This window comes from Streptomyces virginiae, assembly GCF_041432505.1.
Classification (GTDB): Bacteria; Actinomycetota; Actinomycetes; order Streptomycetales; family Streptomycetaceae; genus Streptomyces; species Streptomyces virginiae_A.
In genome coordinates, this window is record NZ_CP107871.1 from 1466586 (window position 1) to 1483382 (window position 16797).

Consider the following 16797-nt stretch of genomic DNA (forward strand, 5'->3'; position numbering starts at 1 on the left):
TGCCCCCGTCTGCGGGTTTGTCCCGGCGAGGACGAGATGGTCCCCGGCGGGACGCCGGACCCGCCACCCGGGCGGGCCTGTCCGATTCCTTCCGCCCCGTCTGATGCCGGGGCGTGTGTATGTGCGAACCTGTTCGCCGTGTCTCTCCTCAGGCGTCTGCATCCACTGGACTGGCTGGCCGGCGGCCTGCTCGCACTCGGTGCGCTGTGCGTCGCCACGGGCCTGCTGCCCACCGGACCCGCCTCGGACGTGCTGCAGCGGATCGGCCCGCTGGTGGTGTTCCTGGCCACCGTGATCGTCCTCGCGGAGCTGACCGGCAAGGCGGAGGTCTTCGACGTCGTCGCCACCTGGGTGGCCCGGGCGGGGCGCGGCCGGTACCCCCTGCTGTTCTGTCTCTGCGTGCTGTTCGCGTCCGTCACCACCATCACCCTCAACCTGGACACGACGGCGGTCCTGCTGACCCCGGTGATGCTGGCGCTGGCGACCCGGGTCGGTATCGCGCCCGTACCGCTCGCGATGACCACGGTGTGGCTGGCCAACACGGCCAGCCTGCTGCTTCCGGTGTCGAACCTGACGAACCTGCTGGCCGCGGACCGCATCGCGCTGACCCCGTCGGAGATGGCCGCCACCATGTGGGCTCCGCAGTTGGCCGCGATCGCGGTCACGATGGCCTGCCTGTGGGGCTTCTACTGGCGCCCGGGGCGTCGCACCGAGACCCGCTACACGCCGCCGCCCCTGCCGCGGCCCGCGGACCGGGTCCTGTTCCGGGTGAGCGCGGTGGCGTGCGCCGGGTTCCTGCTGGCGATCCTGCTCGCCGACGTGCCGCTGTGGTCGGCGTCGATGGCGGCCGCGCTGATCGTGGTCGTGGCCTTCTGGTTCCGCAGCCGGGAGACGCTGCGCCTCTCCCTGATCCCCTGGCGGCTCCTCGTCCTCGTCCCGGGCATGTTCCTGGTCGTGGAGACGGTCAACGCCCACGGGCTGCACGACATCCTGGCGGCGGCGATGGGGTCCGACAACGACGTCGTCGGCATGCTGAGGTCGGCGGCGGTCGGTGCGGGCTTCTCGAACGTGTTGAACAACCTCCCGGCCTATCTGGCGGGCGAGGCGGCCATTCCGGTCGCCAATCACGAGCAGCTGCTCGCCCAGCTGATCGGCGTCAACGTGGGACCCGTCATCACGCCGTGGGCCTCGCTGGCCACCCTGCTGTGGTTCGAGCGGTGCCGCTGGCACGGGACCCGGATCGACCTGGGCCGCTTCTTCGGTACGGGCGCCGTGCTGGCGGTGGCGGGCACCCTGGCGGCGACGCTGGCCCTGGCCGCCACGAGCTAGTACGCGCGCGCGACGACGGCCCCCACCTCCTCCAGCAGGTACGCGAGGGTCTCGCCGCGGGCCGCGACGAAGCTGCGCCCGGTGTCGGCCCCGGCGAATCCCGGTCTGAACTGCGCCCCGGACAGCGTACGCAGCTCCACGCCCGCCTCGGCGGCGAGCAGCGCCCCGGTCGGCAGGTCCACGCCCTCGGCGCGGTAGCCGACGAAGGCGTCGATGGTGCCGCGCGCCAGCAGGCTCCAGCCGAGCAGCGGCGCCCACAGCTGCAGGACTCGCCGGCAGCGCAGCTCCAGCACCGCGCGCAGGGCCACCGCCGTCGGGTCGCCCCGTTCCACGGCGTATCCCTGGGTCCAGGCGACGACGGGCCCGGGGCGCGGCAGGGTGCGGGCGGGGCCGGGCAGCTCGCCGGACGGTCCGTGGGCTCCGTACCCCTTGACCGCGTGCCACGTCTCCCCGGTGACCGGCTCGTGCACCACTCCCATCACCGGGGTGCCCGCCAGGCACAGTCCGATCCCCACCGCGTAGGTGGGCAGCCCGATCACGACGTTGTTGCTTCCGTCCAACGGGTCGACCAGCCACGTGCGTTCGCCCGCCGCTTCGAGGAGCCCGGCCTCCTCGGACAGGATCCGGTCCTGCGGGAAGTGGCGCTGTATCCGGCGCAGTACGAGCTCCTCGGCGGCGAGGTCGAGATCCATCTGCACGTCCCCGGACGCGCCCTTCGTGCGCACGCACCGCGCCGCGGCGAAGCGCCTGCGCAGCAGGCCGCCCGCCTCCTCCGCCGCGTCGACCGCGACCTGCCTCTCGTGGTCGAAGTCAGGCCCGCTGTTGGGCATCGATCCTCCTGAGGACGGTGTGGACGCTGCGCACGGTCTGCGCGGTGTCGCACAGCCGACGGGTCGTGCGGCGCGGTCGGCCGTCGAGCGGGCCGAGCGAGAGGTCGAGCTGCCCGGGGATCGACGTCCCGTGCACCAGGGTGGCCGCCGGCTGCGCCCCCTCCAGTGCGGTGGCGTGGAACTCGCCCGCCGCGAGCGTGTACGTCTCCCCTCCCCCGCTGACGTGGGCGGGTCCGGGCTCGCTCCGCACCAGGAGGGAGGTCGGCCGGATCTCGTCCACGCCGTCGCTCCCGCTGAACACCTCGAAGATCCGGTGGGTGGCGCCCTCCTCGCCGTCCCGCACCACGGTCGTTCGTACGGGCAGATTGGCCACGCGCCCGTAGAGCACGCGGCTGCGCAGTTCCCAGCTGTGGGCGTGCATCGGTGACGCGTCCGGATCGGCGCGGTTGCCGATCTCGAAGAGATGCACGCAGATTCCACGCGGCCCCTCTCTCAGCAAGGGCAGGCAGAGGAATCCGAGCGGATGACGGACGGCATGTAACTCGCGCGCCCCGGAAGCTATTTCCTCCAGGGTGACGAGAGTGCTTTCGAGCTCGCGGTCCATGGGCACGCGCCGGAGCGCATCACCTCCTGTAGGGGTCCTCCGCGTGCAGGGCCTTCTCGATGATCTTGCCGATGTCGCTGTCGGTGAAAACGCGTGGCAGGGGCAGTCGCAGGTCGTCGAAGAGCGTCCGCACCTCGTCGACGGTGGGCTCCTGGCCGAGCGGGGAGGCGACGCGCAGGTCGAGCACGGTCGCCTGCTCGCGGCTCTGGTGCAGCTCGGTCACGTAGTAGTCGTAGAGCGGCTGTCCACGCTCCACCAGCAGGTTCACCCGGTTCTGGTCGTCCTGGGTGATGATGAGGCAGGTCTCGGACAGGTCGAAGCGCAGGGTCGGCACGGCGGCCGACAGGTGCACGCTGATCTCCAGGGTGGTCAGTTGCCTCTGGTACCAGCACGCGGCGAGGACGGTCGCGTACGACTCGCGGCGGACCCGGTCGGTGGTCCACAGATCGTCCCCGCGACGCTGCACGCCGAACATCTGCCGGAACCGGGCGTAGGCGGCGCAGGCCCGCTCGTCGGCCGGATTGACGATGTCGATCTTCACGTTGAGCTGCGAGCGCTGTTCCTTCGCGGCGGCCACGCACAGGGGTAGCGTGACCGCCCGCAGGTAGGTGCCCGTACCGCCCTTGAAGTACCAGAGGTTGGTGTGCTGGCGGGCCTTGCGCAGCGCCTCGCCGACCTCGTTGCCCGAGAGCGAACGCACCATCGCCAGGTCTTCCAGGGCCTGCCGGGTCCCGCTCATCGCCTCCTGGATGCTCGCGGGCCGGCGCACCCGCTCCACGATCGACCCGGTCGCGAGGAGACCGAGGACGACGAGGGTGGCGCCGGAGGAGACGTCGTCACTGATGACGTCGCCGAAGATGTCGAGGAGTCCGACCGCCATCGCGATGCCCAGGGCGACCACGACGTCGGCGTTCCGCAGCACCCAGGCAACGAAGCGTTCCAGCCGCCCTACGTGCGCTGCCATGAACGCACCCCCCTCCCCCGCCCGTGTACCGATGGTAGGAGATGCTTCGGTGGCGCCACCAGAGCGACTTCACGTCGCGGGCCCTGCCTAGGCCGTGGTCAGCAGGCGGTCGCGCAGTTGCCGCGCGGTCCGCTCCCGCAGCCCGACCCGGTCGGTGAGGTAGCCGTGCACGGATCCGTACCGGGCCTCCAGGTCCGCGAGCACCAACTCCATGATCACGGCGGGGGCGCGGCCGTAGCTCGGCCACTTCATGACCCGGTCAGGGTGGGCGGCGCGCCAGTCGGCCGCGAGCCGTTCGGTGGCCAGTTCGGTGAGCGCGAAGTCGGCCAGTACGTCGGCCCGTTCCACCCCGAGCAGGGTCAGTACGAATGCTCCGATCAGCCCGGTCCGGTCCTTGCCCGAGGTGCAGTGGAAGACCGCGGGGCCGGGGGCCTGCGCCAGTTCCTCCAGGACCTGGCGGATCTCGTCGGCCCCGTCCTCGGTGACCTCGGCGAACCGGTCCGCGAGGTAGCGCCAGGGGTCGATGTCCGGGTCGATCTCGGCCTGGTCGTACGGCCGGTGCTCGATGCTCAGGTTGACGTAGCGGAAGCGGTCCGCCTCGGGAACCCGGCCCTTGGCCTCGATCTCCCACGGATACCGCAGGTCGATCACGGTCCTGATCCCGAGCTTCAGGAACCGCTCCCGGTCGCCGCCCACCAGCTTGCCGAGCGAATCGGCCCGGTACAGCGTCCCCCATCGCACGGTCCGCCCGTCGGCGGACCGGTAGCCGCCCAGGTCCCGGAAGTTGTGCAGACGCTCGAACTCGACGTGCCGTTGCATCGGATCTCTCCCCCATGATCGGACTCTCCCACCAGCATGCCTCAGGCGTCGGCGATCATGACGGCATGTACGACTGGTGGGAAGTGCGACCGGAGGGTGAGAGGCCGCGGTGGACGGTCGATCCGTGGGTGGGGGTGGGGCCGCTGCGTTTCGGTATGAGTCCCGACGAGGTGGTGGACGCGCTGACCGGGGTGACGGTGGAGGAGCCGTCCTGCGTCATGACGTACCGGGTGAAGGGTGCGCCTCCCTCCGCTTCCAGGTGCGCGTTCCGTGACCTGGGTCTTCGGGTGTTCTACGACCGTGAGGCACGGTTGGAGGGTCTGACGGTGGACGCGCTGCGGGGACCTCTGGTCTTCGCGGAGGGCGTGGGGCTGACGGGGCGTGTTCCCTCGGAGGTGGAACGGTGGCTGGTCGAGCGGCACGCGACCCGCTTCACCGACGACGAGGACGAGCTCGGGTATCTGGGAGCCGGGATCCCGGGGTCGTGGAGCCTCGGTCTGGTGGTGAACGTCCAGCGGCTGGGCGACCGGTTGGTCACCCGCCCGGTGGTCTTCGCCGAACACGTGCTGGACGACGCGCACCACATCCTCCCGCGCGAGGCCTGGGAGATCTACTGAGCCCGCGGGCCTCGCCCCCGGGCTCCGTTCAGAACGCCAGCCGGAACAACGCGCCTCCGCCCGGGGCGGCCTCCGCGGTCAGCTCGGCGGAGTGCGCCCGCGCGATCTGCCGGGCCATGGCCAGGCCGAGCCCCGACCCGGGCAGGGCGCGGGCCGCCCCGGCCCGGTAGAACCGGTCGAAGACGTGCGGCAGGTCCCCCGGCGCGATCCCGGGCCCGTGGTCACGGACCGTCAGCTCCGGGCCTCGGCCGCCCGGGACGCCCGCCACCAGCTCCACCTCGACGGGCAGCCCGTCCCGACCGAACTTGGCGGCGTTGTCGAGCAGGTTCCCCAGCAATCGGCTGAGTCGGGCGGGTACCCCGGGCACGACGACGGGTTCGGCCGGCACGTGCACGTGGAAGGGCACGGCCGGCCAGTGGGTCCGCGCCGCCTGCGCGCAGTGTTCCACCAGCCCGCCCAGCGCGACCTGTTCCACCAGCGGTCGCGGCTCCTCGTCACGTGCCAGCTCGATCAGGTCGTTGACGAGTCCCGTCACCTCTCGCAACTGCCGCCCCAGCGCGGCCGAGGCGCGCTCGCGCTGGTCGGGGGTGAGCCGGTCGGCCCGGGCCAGCAGTTCGGCGTTGGTCCGCAGGGCCGTCAGCGGGGTGCGCAGTTCGTGGGAGGCGTCCGCCACCAGTTGGCGCTGTGCGGCGATGGACTGTTCGAGCTCCCCCAGCATGGTGTTGAAGCTCGTCGCCAGCCGGGTGATCTCGTCCTCCCGCCCCGGTGGGGGCAGTTCGATCCGGTGCCGGGCGTCGCGGGTGGCGGCGATGCGCTCGGCCGTCGCGGTGAGTCGGGCGACCGGGGCCAGGCCGGTGCGCGAGACCCAGTACCCGAGGAAGGCGGCCAGCAGCACCCCGGCCGCCGCCGTGAGCACCAGCCACCGGGCGGCCTCCTCGATGCCGTCCTCGACGGTGTCGGCCCGCAGGGCCACCTGGAGGGCGCGCCCCTTGGCGTAGTCGGTGGTGAGCATCCGGGCGGGGAACCCGGCCACCGTGATGTTCGTGTAGTAGGGGGCCTTACGGCCCGCGGCGACCTTCCGCGCGGCCGGGTCCACGGGCAGCTGTCCCGGTGGTTGCGGGTCCTTGGCCGGGTCGGCGGGCACCACCTCGGCGCAGGCGGGAGCGGCCAGGAACCGGCATTCCCCGGCCAGGATGCCCGGTGCGTCCCCCGGGTTGCGCTGGGCGGCGAGCCGCGCGGACTGGGTGAGGCTGAGGTCGAGCTGCTCGTAGAGCGCGGAGCGGACCACCAGGAACGCCGCCGCGCACACCCCGACGGCCACGAGGGCCACGGCGGCGGTGACCGACAGCGCCAGCCGGGTGCGCAGGGGGCCGCGCCTGCGCCACACCCGGCCGAGCCGCCGGCGGCCGCTCACGCGGCGTCCAGTCGGTAGCCGACCCCGTGGACGGTGTGCACCAGCCGGGGCTCGCCCGCGGCCTCCAGTTTTCGGCGCAGGTAGCCGACGTAGACGGCGAGGGAATTGGAGTCCGGCCCGAAGTCCCGCCCCCACACCAGTTCGAGGATGAGCTCGCGCGGGAGCACCTGGCCCGGGTGGCGCAGGAACAGCTCCAGCAGGGCCGCTTCGGTCCGGCTGAACTCCAGCGGACGACTCCCCCGGCGACCGGTCCGGGTCAACGGGTCGAGGACGAGGTCGGCGAAGCCGAGCGGAGCGGTGGCCCCGGCGGGTCCGGGGGCGGCCCGCCGCAGGAGGGCGCGGACCCGGGCGACCAGCTCGTCCAGGGCGAAGGGTTTGACGAGGTAGTCGTCGGCGCCCGCCTCCAGCCCGTCGACGCGCTCGCTGACGGAGTCGAGCGCGGTCAGGACGAGGACGGGGGTACGGTCGCCCAGCGCCCGCAGCTGCCGGCAGACGGCGAGGCCGTCGAGTACGGGCATCATCACGTCGAGGACGACCGCGTCGGGCTCCCAGTCCGCCACCTGGGAGAGGGCCGCGAGCCCGTCCGGGACGCCCCGGACCTCGTACCCCTCGACCGCGAGCCCGTCCTCGACGGCGGCCCGCACCTCGGGCTCGTCGTCGACGACGAGGATGCGCTGCCCACCCGTACCGCCCGCGCCGCTCGTCCCGTGTGTGCTGCTTGTGCTGTCCGTGGAGCTCATGGGTCACAGCCTGCCAAAGGCGTCTGAGAGAACCTCTTAGAAGGTCGTGAGGCCGGACAGGAGTCGGCTCCCCGGCCGGCTGCCCGCGTCCCACCTGTGGCTTTCAGGCGTCGGGGCGCTTCCACACTTCGGGCCCGCCGCCCTCCCAGGTGATCGGCCCGTCCTCGCTCAGGTCCACGTCCTCCAGGCCGGCGCGACGCAGGAACTCGGCGACGTCCCTGGGGGTGTGGGCACGCCCGAGGTCCGCGTCCACGCCGAGCGCATGAACGGTCACCTTCCGGCCGCCCGTCGGGGACACCGGATGCACGACGATCTCCGTCTGGTCGGACACGCCCCCAGCCTGCCGTGCCGGCACCGGTCCAGCACGCCGAGCGAGCTGTCCGGCGGACGGCGCGCGGGGGGCGTACCGGGACGCGGCCGGTACGGGAGACCGTGGCCGCTGGTGTGGCGGGCGATCCACCCACGGCTCCGGGGGCCCGTGTCTCTCGCCATCGGCGCTGGTCAGGTACGGGCCATGGCTCAGACGCCTTCGATGATGCGGAAGTCGCGCTCGACGCCGTCGGACAGGGCGAGCAGCGCCTGCTGGTAGGCCTCACTCGCGTGAGCCGCGACGGCCTGTTCGAAGCTGTCGAACTCGACCAGGACGACGCGCTCGGCGACGCCGTCGTCGTGGGCGACGGCCCGCCCGCCGCGGGCGAGCAGCCGTCCGCCTCCGGCCTCGACGGCCGGACCGGCCAGCTTGTCGTAGGCGGCGAGCTTCTCGGGGTCGGAAATGGTGCGGTAGGCGCTGACCCAGTAGCCCTTGGCCACGAGAACCTCCAGTGTGCGGAAAGTGCGCGTCTGATGCCGGATTCACTGCTGCGAGTGAGCGTACCCGGCGGAAGATCACCGGGGTGGTTCGGGGAACATACGGTCAACGACGCGCCGGGGCCTCGCCGTCGAGCAGGGGTTGCAGGAGTGGGATGTACAGATCGGCGACTTCGTCGGGGGCCGGGCTCGTCAGCCGGTCGGCCTGGACGGTGACGTACAGGGCCCCGAGGCCGAGCAGCACGCCGACATCGTGTTCAGCCTCCTGGCGGGGAGACGGTGCGGGGCGCGGCCGGCGCGCCCGCGGCCGGCCGGAAGCCGAGGGAGGGTGGAGGCGACTGCAGAATGCGAGCCCGCCGGAGTTCCAGTAAGACCGCGGAAATCCACGACGTCACGACACGGAATCTCGGGACGTGACCGACTCTGCAGGTCGGCTGACCAGCAAGGAGCCACCTGGCCTGCTACCTCGAAGCCCTCGCCGAAGCGCTCTGCCCGAGCCTCGCCGGCAGCGTGCGCAGCGACCGCGGTGAGGTGGAGCAGCTCTGAACTGCGGCTGTCCGCCGTGGGCCGCCGGATCGGCTCTTAGAACGTTCTTAGGGCGCACCGGGAGTGTGCGCTCATGACCACCACCACACCCCACACATCCGCGGCACTCTCCGTCGTGATCGGTGCGGGCGGCACCGGCGGGCACATCTATCCCGGTCTCGCCCTCGCGGAGGCGCTGCGCGGTGCCGTGCCCGGCGCCGTGGTCTCGTTCATCGGGACCGAGCGAGGCCTGGAGACCGAGCTGATCCCTCGCGCCGGCTACCGCCTGCACACCGTCGACATGATCCCCTTCGATCCCGCGCTGGGCGCCAAGCGGTATCTGCTTCCCGCGGCGCTGCTGCGCTCGGCGCACCAGGCGCGCTCGGTGATCCGGGCGCAGGGTGCCCAGGTCGTCGTGGGCATGGGCGGATATCCGAGCGCCCCTGCCGTGCTCGGCGCCCGACTGGCGGGGCTGCCGGCCGTCATCCACGAGTCGAACGCGGTGCCCGGCCGTGCCAACCAGTTCGCGGCCCGACTCACCCCGCACGTCGCGGTGGCCTTCGACCGCAGCCGGGGCCACCTCTCGGGCGGTGACCGGGCGCTGACCACCGGGATGCCGATCGCGGCGGCCTTGTCCGGCCTCGCGGAGCTGCCCGGTCCGGACCGGGTGGCGCTGCGCGCCGAGGCCCGGCGCGCGCTCGGGGTGCCCGCGGGCCGCCGGCTGATCGTCTTCAACGGCGGCAGCCTGGGCGCGATCCGTCTCACGCGGGCGGCGGCCGCGCTCGCCGACCTCTGGCAGTACCGGGACGACGTACAGCTGCTGGTCAAGACCGGTCCGGACGCGCTGGCGGACACGGTGGCCGAGCTGGTGTCGTCCGGTGGGGAGCGGATCGCCCGGGCCGTGCCGTACCTGGACCGGATGGACCTCGTCTACGCGGCCGCCGACCTGGTGGTGTGCCGTGCGGGCTCCGCGACCGTCGCCGAGCTCGCGGCGACCGGGGTCCCGTCGGTCCTGGTGCCCTACCCGTACGCCCCCGGCGACCACCAGACCCACAACGCGCGGGTGCTGACGGACGCGGGCGCCGGACTGCTCCTGCCCGACTCCGAGACCACCGCCGAGCGCCTCGCCGGTCTCATCGGGCCGCTGCTGGCCGACCCGGCGCGGCTGTCGGCGATGGCCGGCGCCGCCGACCCCGGCCCGCACGCGCGGGCCGCCGAACTGCTGGCCGCGGAAGTCCTCCGCGTCGCCGGCCTCGTCCCGACCCCTCACCTGGAGCGCATATGAACAGCTGGACCGACCGCACCGTCCTCGTCACCGGCGCGGAGGGCTTCATCGGCTCGACGTTGGTGGACCTGCTGGTGGCGCGGGGTGCGCGGGTGCGCGCCTTCGTGCACTACAAGCCGTACGCCGAGAAGGGTCACCTGGCGCGCCACCTCGCCGACCCGGACGGTCCGGTGGAGATGTGGGCGGGCGACGTCCGTGACGCGGGCCGGGTCAGTGACGCGGTGGACGGCTGCGACACCGTCTTCCACCTGGCGGCGCTGATCGGGATTCCGTACAGCTACGCCTCGCCGGGCGCGTACGTGCAGACGAACGTCACGGGCACGCAGAACGTGGCGGAAGCCTGCCGGCGGCACGCCGTACGGCGTCTCGTGCACACCTCGACCAGTGAGGTCTACGGGACGGCGCTGACCGCCCCGATCTCCGAGGGCCACCCGCTGCAGCCGCAGTCGCCGTACTCCGCGTCGAAGATCGGCGCGGACATGATGGCGCTCTCCTTCCACCACGCCTTCGAACTCCCGGTGACGGTGGTGCGCCCCTTCAACACCTACGGGCCGCGCCAGTCGGCGCGCGCCGTCATCCCGACGATCCTGGCGCAGCTGCACGCGGGGTCCCGGGAGATCCGCCTCGGCTCGCTCACGCCGACCCGGGACTTCACGTACGTGACGGACACGGCCGAGGGTTTTCTGGCGGTGGCCGAGTGCGATCGGGCGCTGGGTGAGGTGGTCAACCTCGGCACCGGTGAGGAGATCTCGGTCGGCGCGCTGGCCGAGGCCCTCATCGCGGCTTCCGGCCGGGACGCGGAGGTGGTGGTGGACCCGACCCGGCTGCGCCCGTCGGGCAGCGAGGTCCAGCGTCTGCTGTCGGACAACTCCCGGGCCCGGGACTGGGCCGGCTGGCGGCCCCGGGTGGGCCTGGAGGAGGGCCTGCGCCGCACCTCGGAGTGGATCGCTGCGAACCCCTCCCTCTTCGCCCCGGACCGGTACGCCGTCTAGGACGGTCCTTCCGGATCCGGCCGGGGCGAGCCGGTCGGATCCGGCCCGGAGCGCCGTCGGGCGGATATCCCGGTGAACCGTCACCACCCGCCGGTTATCTTGGCTGGTCCCGCACCGATCACGGAGGTCCCCCCGCATGAGCAGCACGACGCCGTCGTTTCCCGACCGTATGGAGCTGACGGGCGAGGGCCTGGTCCTGCGTGACTGGACGGCGGCGGACCTGGCGTCGATGCCCGAGCTCTTCGACCACCCCGACATCGCCTACTGGACGCCGATCGTCTCCCCCTTCGACGACGCGGCCGCCCGCAACCGGCTGGAGCGGGCCCGGCAGCTGCGCCAGGAGGGTACGGCCCTGCTGCTGGCGATCACCGTCGACGGCGGCGCCCCGCTCGGCGAGGTGATGCTGAGGCGCGCGCCCGAGGGCACGGAGCTCGGCTACGCCCTCGGGCCGGCGCACCGGGGCCGGGGTCTGGCCGCCCGCGCGGTGCGGGTGATGGCCGCGTACGCCTTCGAGGAGCTGGGGGTGGACCGGGTGATCCTGGAGCTGGAGGCCGAGAACGCCTCCAGCGTCGGCGTGGCCACCCGGGCCGGCTTCCGCCTCCTGGACGTGCCGTTGATCACGGGCGAGGAGAAGGGCCGACCCTACGCGCTCCAGACCTGGGGCCTCGACCGTTCCTGACCCTGGAGAGCCAGGCCGGAGGCGTCCATCGGGGCCGCGGCGTGCGGGTCGGGGGCCTGGAGGGTGAAGGCCTCGGCCAGCAGCTCGTACGAGCGCCGGCGGTCCGCCGGGTCGCAGGTCAGGGTGTTGATGATCAGCTCGTCCACACCGTGGCTCGCGGCGAGGGCCGTCAGTACCGCGGACACCTGCTCCGGCGCCCCGGACACGAGGGCCGTGCGGTGCACCTTGGCCCGTTCCAGTTCCGCGCCCGTCCAGCGGTGGCGCCGGGTGGTCTCGTACGACGGCAGCGGCCCGTCCTCGCCGAGGTCCTTGCGGGCGCGCCACAGCAGCAGGCTCTGGGCCAGCTCCTCGGCGCGGCCGGCGCTGTCCGCCGTCACCACGCGTACCGCGAGCGCGCCGCCCGGTCGGGCGCCCGTGGAGGTACGGAACCGGTCGCGGTAGTCGTCGAGGGCCTCCTGGCCGCCCGTCGGGGAGAAGAAGTGCCCGAACGCGAACTCCGTGCCCAGCATTCCGGCCAGCCGCGCCGACTCGCGTCCCGCGCCCAGGAGCCACATCTGCGGCGGGACCGGTGCGTGCGGGACGACTCCGCCCTCGCCCAGCAGGGCGCCCAGTCGGGCCAGCCGGTGCGGGAAGTCGCGGGCGGGGCCGCCGGCGCGGCCGATGCCGAGGTCGACGCGGCCCGGGTGGAGGGAGGCCAGTACGCCGAACACCTCGGCCACCTTCGCCGGGTCGTAGCGGGGCAGCAGCACGCCGCCGGTCCCGATCCGCATGCGCGAGGTGTGGGCGAGCAGGGTGCCGGCCAGGATTTCCGGCGCGCTGCTCGCGAAGCCCGGCGAGTCGTGGTGTTCGGCGACCCAGTAGCGGGTGTAGCCGAGTGCCTCGGCGGCGCGGGCGAGGTCCACGGAGGCGCGTAACGCCTGGTCCGGGGTGTGGTCCTCGCCGACCGGGGTCTGGTCGAGTACGGACAGTCGCAGCTTCGTCATGACGGGCCGCCTTTCAGTGCTGGTGGGCGGGGAGACCGGTGGCGCCCGCCATGGTCGCGGGCACGATCCTGAAGTCCCGTTCGAAGACCAGGTTGTGGAGGTCCGCGGCGGCGATCGCGCGCAGGGTGGGCAGTTCGGCGGCGGCCTGCGCGTCGTCGAAGACGTTCAGCGGCCATTCGGAGACCGTGGCGCCGCGCAGGTGCGGGTGGTGGAAGGAGGCTCCGTAGTGCGCGTACAGCGTCACGGGCGGGATGTCGGCCGCCGACTGCTCGTCCCACCACAGGGTCCAGGCGTGGAAGAGGCTGCGGTCGTCGGCTCGTTGGACACCGCTGGCGTCGATCACGCCCTGCCCGAGGAGGAGTTCGTCGTTGAGCTCGGCGAGCGCCTGGCGGGCGTACGGGTCCAGCAGGCGGGCGGCGGTACGGAAGTGCTGTTCCTTGTCGGGGCGGGAGACGGCGCCGCCGTGGATGCCGTCGCGCAGATCGGCGAAGTGGCGCAGCAGGGCGTCGAGGTTGGGGACGTCGGTGGTGGTCATGTCAGCTCCAGGGAGGGGAGGTTGTCGGGGTCGTTCGGTGAGGTGAGCCGGTGCAGGGCCAGCCCGAGCCAGCCGCGCATCGACGCCACCGGATGTCCGCCGGGAGCCGGGCCAGGGCCCGGCCGGCCCGGTCCGGGGACGGGGCCGGGGGCGGGGCCGGGGACGGGCTGCAGGAACGCTCCGTGGCCCGTCTGCCGGAACTCCCGTACGGCGACCTCGACCCCCGCCGCCCGCAGCAGCCGCCCGTAGTGGTGCACGTCGTCGCCGACGGGGTCGAGGTCGCCGGTGGCCATCACGGCCGGGGCGAGTCCGCGCAGGTCGGCGGCCTCGAAGGGGGTGCTGTGGAGCCGCGTGCCGTCCGCGGCCACGGGCAGCCCCGGAGCCCGGTAGTCCTGCCAGGCCGCCCTCAGGTAGGAGGCCGTGGGGAACAGGTCGGGGAAGCGGTGGTACGAGGCCGCCGCGCACCCCGGGTCCAGCGGCGGGTACGCCAGGACCTGCGCGGCCAGCGGAATCCCGCGGTCGCGGCAGACGAGGGCGGCGGAGGCGGCGAGGGTGCCGCCGGCGCTGTCCCCGCCGACGGCCAGGACGGGCGGGGCGGAGGGGTCCCCGGCGGGCCGGTCCCGCTGTTCCCCGGCCCAGGCCAGGGCGGACAGGACGTCCTCGACCATGGCCGGGTGGCGTACCTCGGGGGCCAGCCGGTAGTCCACGCTCACCACCGCGAAGCCGGAGTGGTGGGCGAGTTCGGCGGTGGCGCCGTGCCAGTCCCGGGCGGATCCGGCACGCCAGCTGCCTCCGTGGGCCCACACCAGCCAGCCCTGCGGTGACGGCGTACCGGGCCGGTACACCCGGGCGGACAGGGGCCCGGACGGGGTGGGCACGGACACCTGCTCCCAGCTGACGACGGTGGGTGTGGCCATCGGAGTTCCTTTCCATCGGTAGCCGGCGCTCGCGCCGGGCCCGGGGCCAACGTTCGCGGCCGGGACAGGGCTGTCACAAGGCGGAGTTGCCTTAGTGGAGGCGCGCACTTCGTCAGCTGGACCGCTCGGTGCGGAGGAAGAGGACGGTGGTGAGGATGCCGACGACGACGATGGCCGTGTTCACGATGACCGCGGTCGTGATGCCCGCGTGGATGTCGGTGTGGGCGGCGGCGATGGCGGACATGATCGGGGTGCCCATGGTGATACCGATCTGCTGGGTCATGGTCGCCAGACCCGTCGCCATGCCCTGCTCGTGGTCCGGTAGACCTGTCGTCGCCGTCACCATGAACCCGACGATCACAAGCATGTTGCCGATACCGCCGGCGAACGTCGCGGCCAGCAGCAGCCACATGCTCGACGAGGTCTCACCCAGCGCGACCAGGCTCAATGTCGCGACGGCCTGCAACACACCACCGATGATCAGGGTGTTGCGGGTGTTCGTCGCCGCGATGACCCGCGGTGCGATCGAGCCGCCGATCACGGTGCCGATCCCCAGCACGCCGAAGGACAGACCGGCCGTCAGCGGCGAGAAGTCCAGCACCTCTTGCAGGTAGAGCGTCATCAGGAAGACCAGGCTGGTCTCCGTGAGGAACGCGATCAGACCCGCGATGTTGCCCCACGCCACCGTCTTCTTCTTCAGCACGCTGACGGGAACCAGCGGGGCCGCCGACTTCGACTCGATCGCGTAGAAGGCCACCAGCAGCACCACACCGGCGGCCAGCCAGCCCAGCGCGCCGGCCGAGCCCCAACCGTGCTCACCCGCCTGGGTGAGCCCGTAGATCAGCGCGAGCAGACCCAGCGTCACGGCTGTCGCACCCGGCAGGTCCAGCTTGGGGCGCACCGACGGGCGGGACTCCTTGATCACGGTCGGAGCGATGAACAGCACGGCGAGAGCCACCGGGACGTTGATGAAGAAGGCCCATCGCCACGACAGCAGGTCGGTCAGGACACCGCCCAGGATGGCGCCCGTCGTGAACCCCGCCGACATCAGAGCGCCGTTGAGACCCAACGCCTTCTGACGCAACGGCCCCTCCGGGAACGACGTCGTCAACAGCGACAGACCCGCCGGCGTGACCGCCGCCGTCGCGAGGCCCTGGAACACACGCGCCGCGATCAGCATCTCCGGCGAGGTCGACAGACCACCCGCAAGCGACGACAGACCCAACACCGCCAGACCCACCAGGAACAGCCGGCGCCGACCGAACAGGTCCGCCACCCGACCGAACAACAAGGTGAAACCCGCCGCGCACAACGCGAACGACGTCGCGATCCACTGCAGATTCGACAACGAGAAACCGAGCCCGTCACCGATCACCGGCAACGCCACATTCAGAATCGAGAAATCGACCGCCAGCATGAACTGCGCCACCAGCAGCACCACGAGAACCAGCTTGAGACGCCCGTCCAGCCGAACGGGCCCCTCTGCTCCTTCCCCCTCCCCTGAACCCGCGTCAACACGCGCTCCCTCGACAACCGACATCGCCATACATCCTTTCGATCACAACTGAGGCCTTCCGACTCGAAGGCCGGTACTCGCCGGGGAAGCCGGCTCAAGCGGGGGTGTGCGCCGAGGCACGGCGCCGGAGTTCTTCGGACAGTTCCTGCCAGTCCCGTGCGCACTGGGCGGCCGCGGCGGCCGCCGTCTCCACGCGGTACGGGGGTATCGCGGCGACGATCCGCTCCCGCTGACGCAGTCCGCTCACCTGGAGGTCGAGCATGCGGAGCAGGAGCCTGCCCGCGTCGCTCAGCCTGAGCAGGGGGTCCTTGCACAGGCTGCTGACGAGGGCGGGCAGTGGCTGCCCCCGGACCCGGGCGGGTACCGGGGGCGGTGCGGGGGCCGGGGTGGTGCCGGAGCGCCGCTGGGCGGCCGGTACGGGGTCCGCGCCCGCTCCCATCCGGCGTCGTACGTCCCGCACGGTCGAGGGTGCGATGCCCGCCTCCCGTGCGATCTGGCGCAGCGACGCGGTGGGCCGGCCGGCCAGCAGTCGGGCCGCGGTCTCCCGGCCGCGGACCGGATCGGCCGGCCGGACGCGGCCGTCCTGGCCGACGCGCCCCGGTGGGGCGGGCCCGGGCACCTCGCGGCGTCGTAGCGCCCCGACGGTCTTGCCCGCCAGCCCGGTCCGCCGCGCGATACCGCGGTCGGACCAGTCCGGGTGGGACCGCAGGATCCGTAGCGCCGCCGCGGTCCGTTCCGCGTGGGTGAGCGGGAGCCCGTGACTGATGTTGGCCTCGACCGAGAGCACGAACGCGTCCTCGGCGCTGCCGTCGAAGTACGTCACTCCCACCGTGTCCTGCCCGCGCAGTACGGCGGCCCGCAACCGGTGCGTGCCGTCGATGATCCGCATGGTGGGGCGGTGCACGAGCAGCGGCGGCAGCGTCCGGCCGGATTGCGCGAGGGCCTGTGCGTGGCTCTCGTCGACCTGGACGGTGCGGGGGGAATCCGCGGCGAGCAGGGCGCCGACCGGCACCTCGGTCACGACGTCGGGGGTCCGCGTCGCGTGCCGTGGGTTCGACTGGTCCATGAGGTTCACCTCCTTGTCTGCACTCGGTGCTTCGTGGGCCGCTCCGTTCGGTGGGGCGGCCTCGGAGAAGAAATTACGTAATTACCGTTCGGTAACCACTCGGGAAGGCGAACCCCGTTGAGATCTGGGCAAGTTGACGAAGGAGTGCCAGGTGGGGTGGGCGACCGCGGAAGTT

19 protein-coding genes are annotated in these 16797 nt (G+C 72.6%); 5 read left to right on the forward strand and 14 right to left on the reverse strand.

Annotated elements, in window-relative coordinates:
- Positions 1–138: 138 nt before the first annotated feature.
- Positions 139–1329 (forward strand): SLC13 family permease, encoded by a 1191-nt coding sequence (locus tag OG624_RS06790; protein WP_244290971.1) that lies wholly within the window; start codon positions 139–141, stop codon positions 1327–1329.
- Here OG624_RS06790 and OG624_RS06795 read toward each other — a convergent pair.
- The 4 genes from OG624_RS06795 to OG624_RS06810 form a co-directional block, all read right to left on the reverse strand.
- A complete protein-coding gene (locus OG624_RS06795) occupies positions 1326–2159 on the reverse strand; it encodes an inositol monophosphatase family protein (RefSeq protein WP_033225127.1) in 834 nt (277 codons plus the stop codon). The two genes, OG624_RS06790 and OG624_RS06795, sit on opposite strands and share 4 nt — an antisense overlap.
- Positions 2140–2628: a hypothetical protein gene (locus tag OG624_RS06800; protein ID WP_051763755.1), complete on the reverse strand. Its 489-nt coding sequence runs from the start codon at positions 2626–2628 to the stop codon at positions 2140–2142. Before OG624_RS06800 ends, OG624_RS06795 begins: the two co-directional genes overlap by 20 nt.
- Before the next feature lie 154 nt (positions 2629–2782).
- Entirely contained in the window at positions 2783–3727 is a 945-nt protein-coding gene (locus OG624_RS06805) for a hypothetical protein (RefSeq protein WP_051763756.1), read from the reverse strand.
- 87 nt (positions 3728–3814) lie between these two features.
- The gene (locus OG624_RS06810; RefSeq protein ID WP_033225128.1) at positions 3815–4546 is read right to left on the reverse strand and encodes a tyrosine-protein phosphatase; all 732 of its coding nucleotides are present in this window, start codon (positions 4544–4546) and stop codon (positions 3815–3817) included.
- A 155-nt stretch (positions 4547–4701) separates the two neighbouring features.
- On the opposite strand from OG624_RS06810, the gene OG624_RS06815 reads away from it, so the two are divergent.
- Positions 4702–5163, forward strand: coding sequence for a hypothetical protein (locus OG624_RS06815; protein ID WP_158711940.1), 462 nt, complete (start codon positions 4702–4704; stop codon positions 5161–5163).
- Between the two features lie 28 nt (positions 5164–5191).
- Here OG624_RS06815 and OG624_RS06820 read toward each other — a convergent pair whose 3' ends face one another.
- The 5 genes from OG624_RS06820 to OG624_RS06840 form a co-directional block, all read right to left on the reverse strand.
- Positions 5192–6577 (reverse strand): sensor histidine kinase, encoded by a 1386-nt coding sequence (locus OG624_RS06820; RefSeq protein ID WP_033225129.1) that lies wholly within the window; start codon positions 6575–6577, stop codon positions 5192–5194.
- On the reverse strand, positions 6574–7317 hold the full coding sequence (locus OG624_RS06825) for a response regulator transcription factor (protein WP_078909624.1): 744 nt from the start codon (positions 7315–7317) through the stop codon (positions 6574–6576). The genes OG624_RS06820 and OG624_RS06825 overlap by 4 nt, the downstream gene beginning before the upstream one ends.
- Positions 7318–7420: 103 nt before the next feature.
- Entirely contained in the window at positions 7421–7648 is a 228-nt protein-coding gene (locus tag OG624_RS06830) for a hypothetical protein (RefSeq protein ID WP_033225130.1), read from the reverse strand.
- Between the two features lie 188 nt (positions 7649–7836).
- Positions 7837–8127: a DUF1330 domain-containing protein gene (locus OG624_RS06835; RefSeq protein ID WP_033225134.1), complete on the reverse strand. Its 291-nt coding sequence runs from the start codon at positions 8125–8127 to the stop codon at positions 7837–7839.
- Between the two features lie 103 nt (positions 8128–8230).
- The gene (locus tag OG624_RS06840; protein WP_158711941.1) at positions 8231–8368 is read right to left on the reverse strand and encodes a hypothetical protein; all 138 of its coding nucleotides are present in this window, start codon (positions 8366–8368) and stop codon (positions 8231–8233) included.
- Positions 8369–8743: 375 nt separating this feature from the next.
- On the opposite strand from OG624_RS06840, the gene OG624_RS06845 reads away from it, so the two are divergent.
- The 3 genes from OG624_RS06845 to OG624_RS06855 all read left to right on the forward strand — a co-directional run bounded on the left by OG624_RS06845 (position 8744) and on the right by OG624_RS06855 (position 11605).
- On the forward strand, positions 8744–9934 hold the full coding sequence (locus tag OG624_RS06845; RefSeq protein WP_033225136.1) for a UDP-N-acetylglucosamine--N-acetylmuramyl-(pentapeptide) pyrophosphoryl-undecaprenol N-acetylglucosamine transferase: 1191 nt from the start codon (positions 8744–8746) through the stop codon (positions 9932–9934).
- Positions 9931–10926: an SDR family NAD(P)-dependent oxidoreductase gene (locus tag OG624_RS06850; RefSeq protein WP_033225138.1), complete on the forward strand. Its 996-nt coding sequence runs from the start codon at positions 9931–9933 to the stop codon at positions 10924–10926. Before OG624_RS06845 ends, OG624_RS06850 begins: the two co-directional genes overlap by 4 nt.
- Positions 10927–11062: 136 nt before the next feature.
- Entirely contained in the window at positions 11063–11605 is a 543-nt protein-coding gene (locus OG624_RS06855; RefSeq protein WP_033225140.1) for a GNAT family N-acetyltransferase, read from the forward strand.
- Here OG624_RS06855 and OG624_RS06860 read toward each other — a convergent pair.
- The 5 genes from OG624_RS06860 to OG624_RS06880 form a co-directional block, all read right to left on the reverse strand.
- Positions 11569–12588, reverse strand: coding sequence for an LLM class flavin-dependent oxidoreductase (locus tag OG624_RS06860; RefSeq protein WP_051763760.1), 1020 nt, complete (start codon positions 12586–12588; stop codon positions 11569–11571). The genes OG624_RS06855 and OG624_RS06860 overlap by 37 nt on opposite strands.
- Positions 12589–12601: 13 nt before the next feature.
- The gene (locus tag OG624_RS06865) at positions 12602–13123 is read right to left on the reverse strand and encodes a hypothetical protein (protein ID WP_033225142.1); all 522 of its coding nucleotides are present in this window, start codon (positions 13121–13123) and stop codon (positions 12602–12604) included.
- Positions 13120–14040 carry an alpha/beta hydrolase gene (locus tag OG624_RS06870; RefSeq protein ID WP_063734231.1) on the reverse strand — a complete coding sequence of 307 codons (921 nt, stop codon included), beginning with the start codon at positions 14038–14040 and terminating at the stop codon, positions 13120–13122. The genes OG624_RS06865 and OG624_RS06870 overlap by 4 nt, the downstream gene beginning before the upstream one ends.
- A 112-nt stretch (positions 14041–14152) precedes the next feature.
- Complete coding sequence (locus tag OG624_RS06875) at positions 14153–15580, reverse strand: MFS transporter (protein ID WP_371639226.1); 1428 nt, start codon at positions 15578–15580, stop codon at positions 14153–14155.
- Positions 15581–15650: 70 nt separating this feature from the next.
- Entirely contained in the window at positions 15651–16622 is a 972-nt protein-coding gene (locus tag OG624_RS06880) for a ParB/RepB/Spo0J family partition protein (protein WP_051763313.1), read from the reverse strand.
- Positions 16623–16797: the final 175 nt, after the last annotated feature.

Coding starts and splice junctions, on each gene's coding strand:
- OG624_RS06850 (WP_033225138.1), top strand. CDS start 9,931: ATGAACAGCTGGACCGACCGCACCGTCCTCGTCACCGGCGCGGAGGGC.
- OG624_RS06810 (WP_033225128.1), bottom strand. CDS start 4,546: ATGCAACGGCACGTCGAGTTCGAGCGTCTGCACAACTTCCGGGACCTG.
- OG624_RS06845 (WP_033225136.1), top strand. CDS start 8,744: ATGACCACCACCACACCCCACACATCCGCGGCACTCTCCGTCGTGATC.
- OG624_RS06860 (WP_051763760.1), bottom strand. CDS start 12,588: ATGACGAAGCTGCGACTGTCCGTACTCGACCAGACCCCGGTCGGCGAG.
- OG624_RS06825 (WP_078909624.1), bottom strand. CDS start 7,317: ATGAGCTCCACGGACAGCACAAGCAGCACACACGGGACGAGCGGCGCG.
- OG624_RS06795 (WP_033225127.1), bottom strand. CDS start 2,159: ATGCCCAACAGCGGGCCTGACTTCGACCACGAGAGGCAGGTCGCGGTC.
- OG624_RS06865 (WP_033225142.1), bottom strand. CDS start 13,123: ATGACCACCACCGACGTCCCCAACCTCGACGCCCTGCTGCGCCACTTC.
- OG624_RS06815 (WP_158711940.1), top strand. CDS start 4,702: ATGAGTCCCGACGAGGTGGTGGACGCGCTGACCGGGGTGACGGTGGAG.
- OG624_RS06870 (WP_063734231.1), bottom strand. CDS start 14,040: ATGGCCACACCCACCGTCGTCAGCTGGGAGCAGGTGTCCGTGCCCACC.
- OG624_RS06855 (WP_033225140.1), top strand. CDS start 11,063: ATGAGCAGCACGACGCCGTCGTTTCCCGACCGTATGGAGCTGACGGGC.
- OG624_RS06880 (WP_051763313.1), bottom strand. CDS start 16,622: ATGGACCAGTCGAACCCACGGCACGCGACGCGGACCCCCGACGTCGTG.
- OG624_RS06875 (WP_371639226.1), bottom strand. CDS start 15,580: ATGTCGGTTGTCGAGGGAGCGCGTGTTGACGCGGGTTCAGGGGAGGGG.
- OG624_RS06805 (WP_051763756.1), bottom strand. CDS start 3,727: ATGGCAGCGCACGTAGGGCGGCTGGAACGCTTCGTTGCCTGGGTGCTG.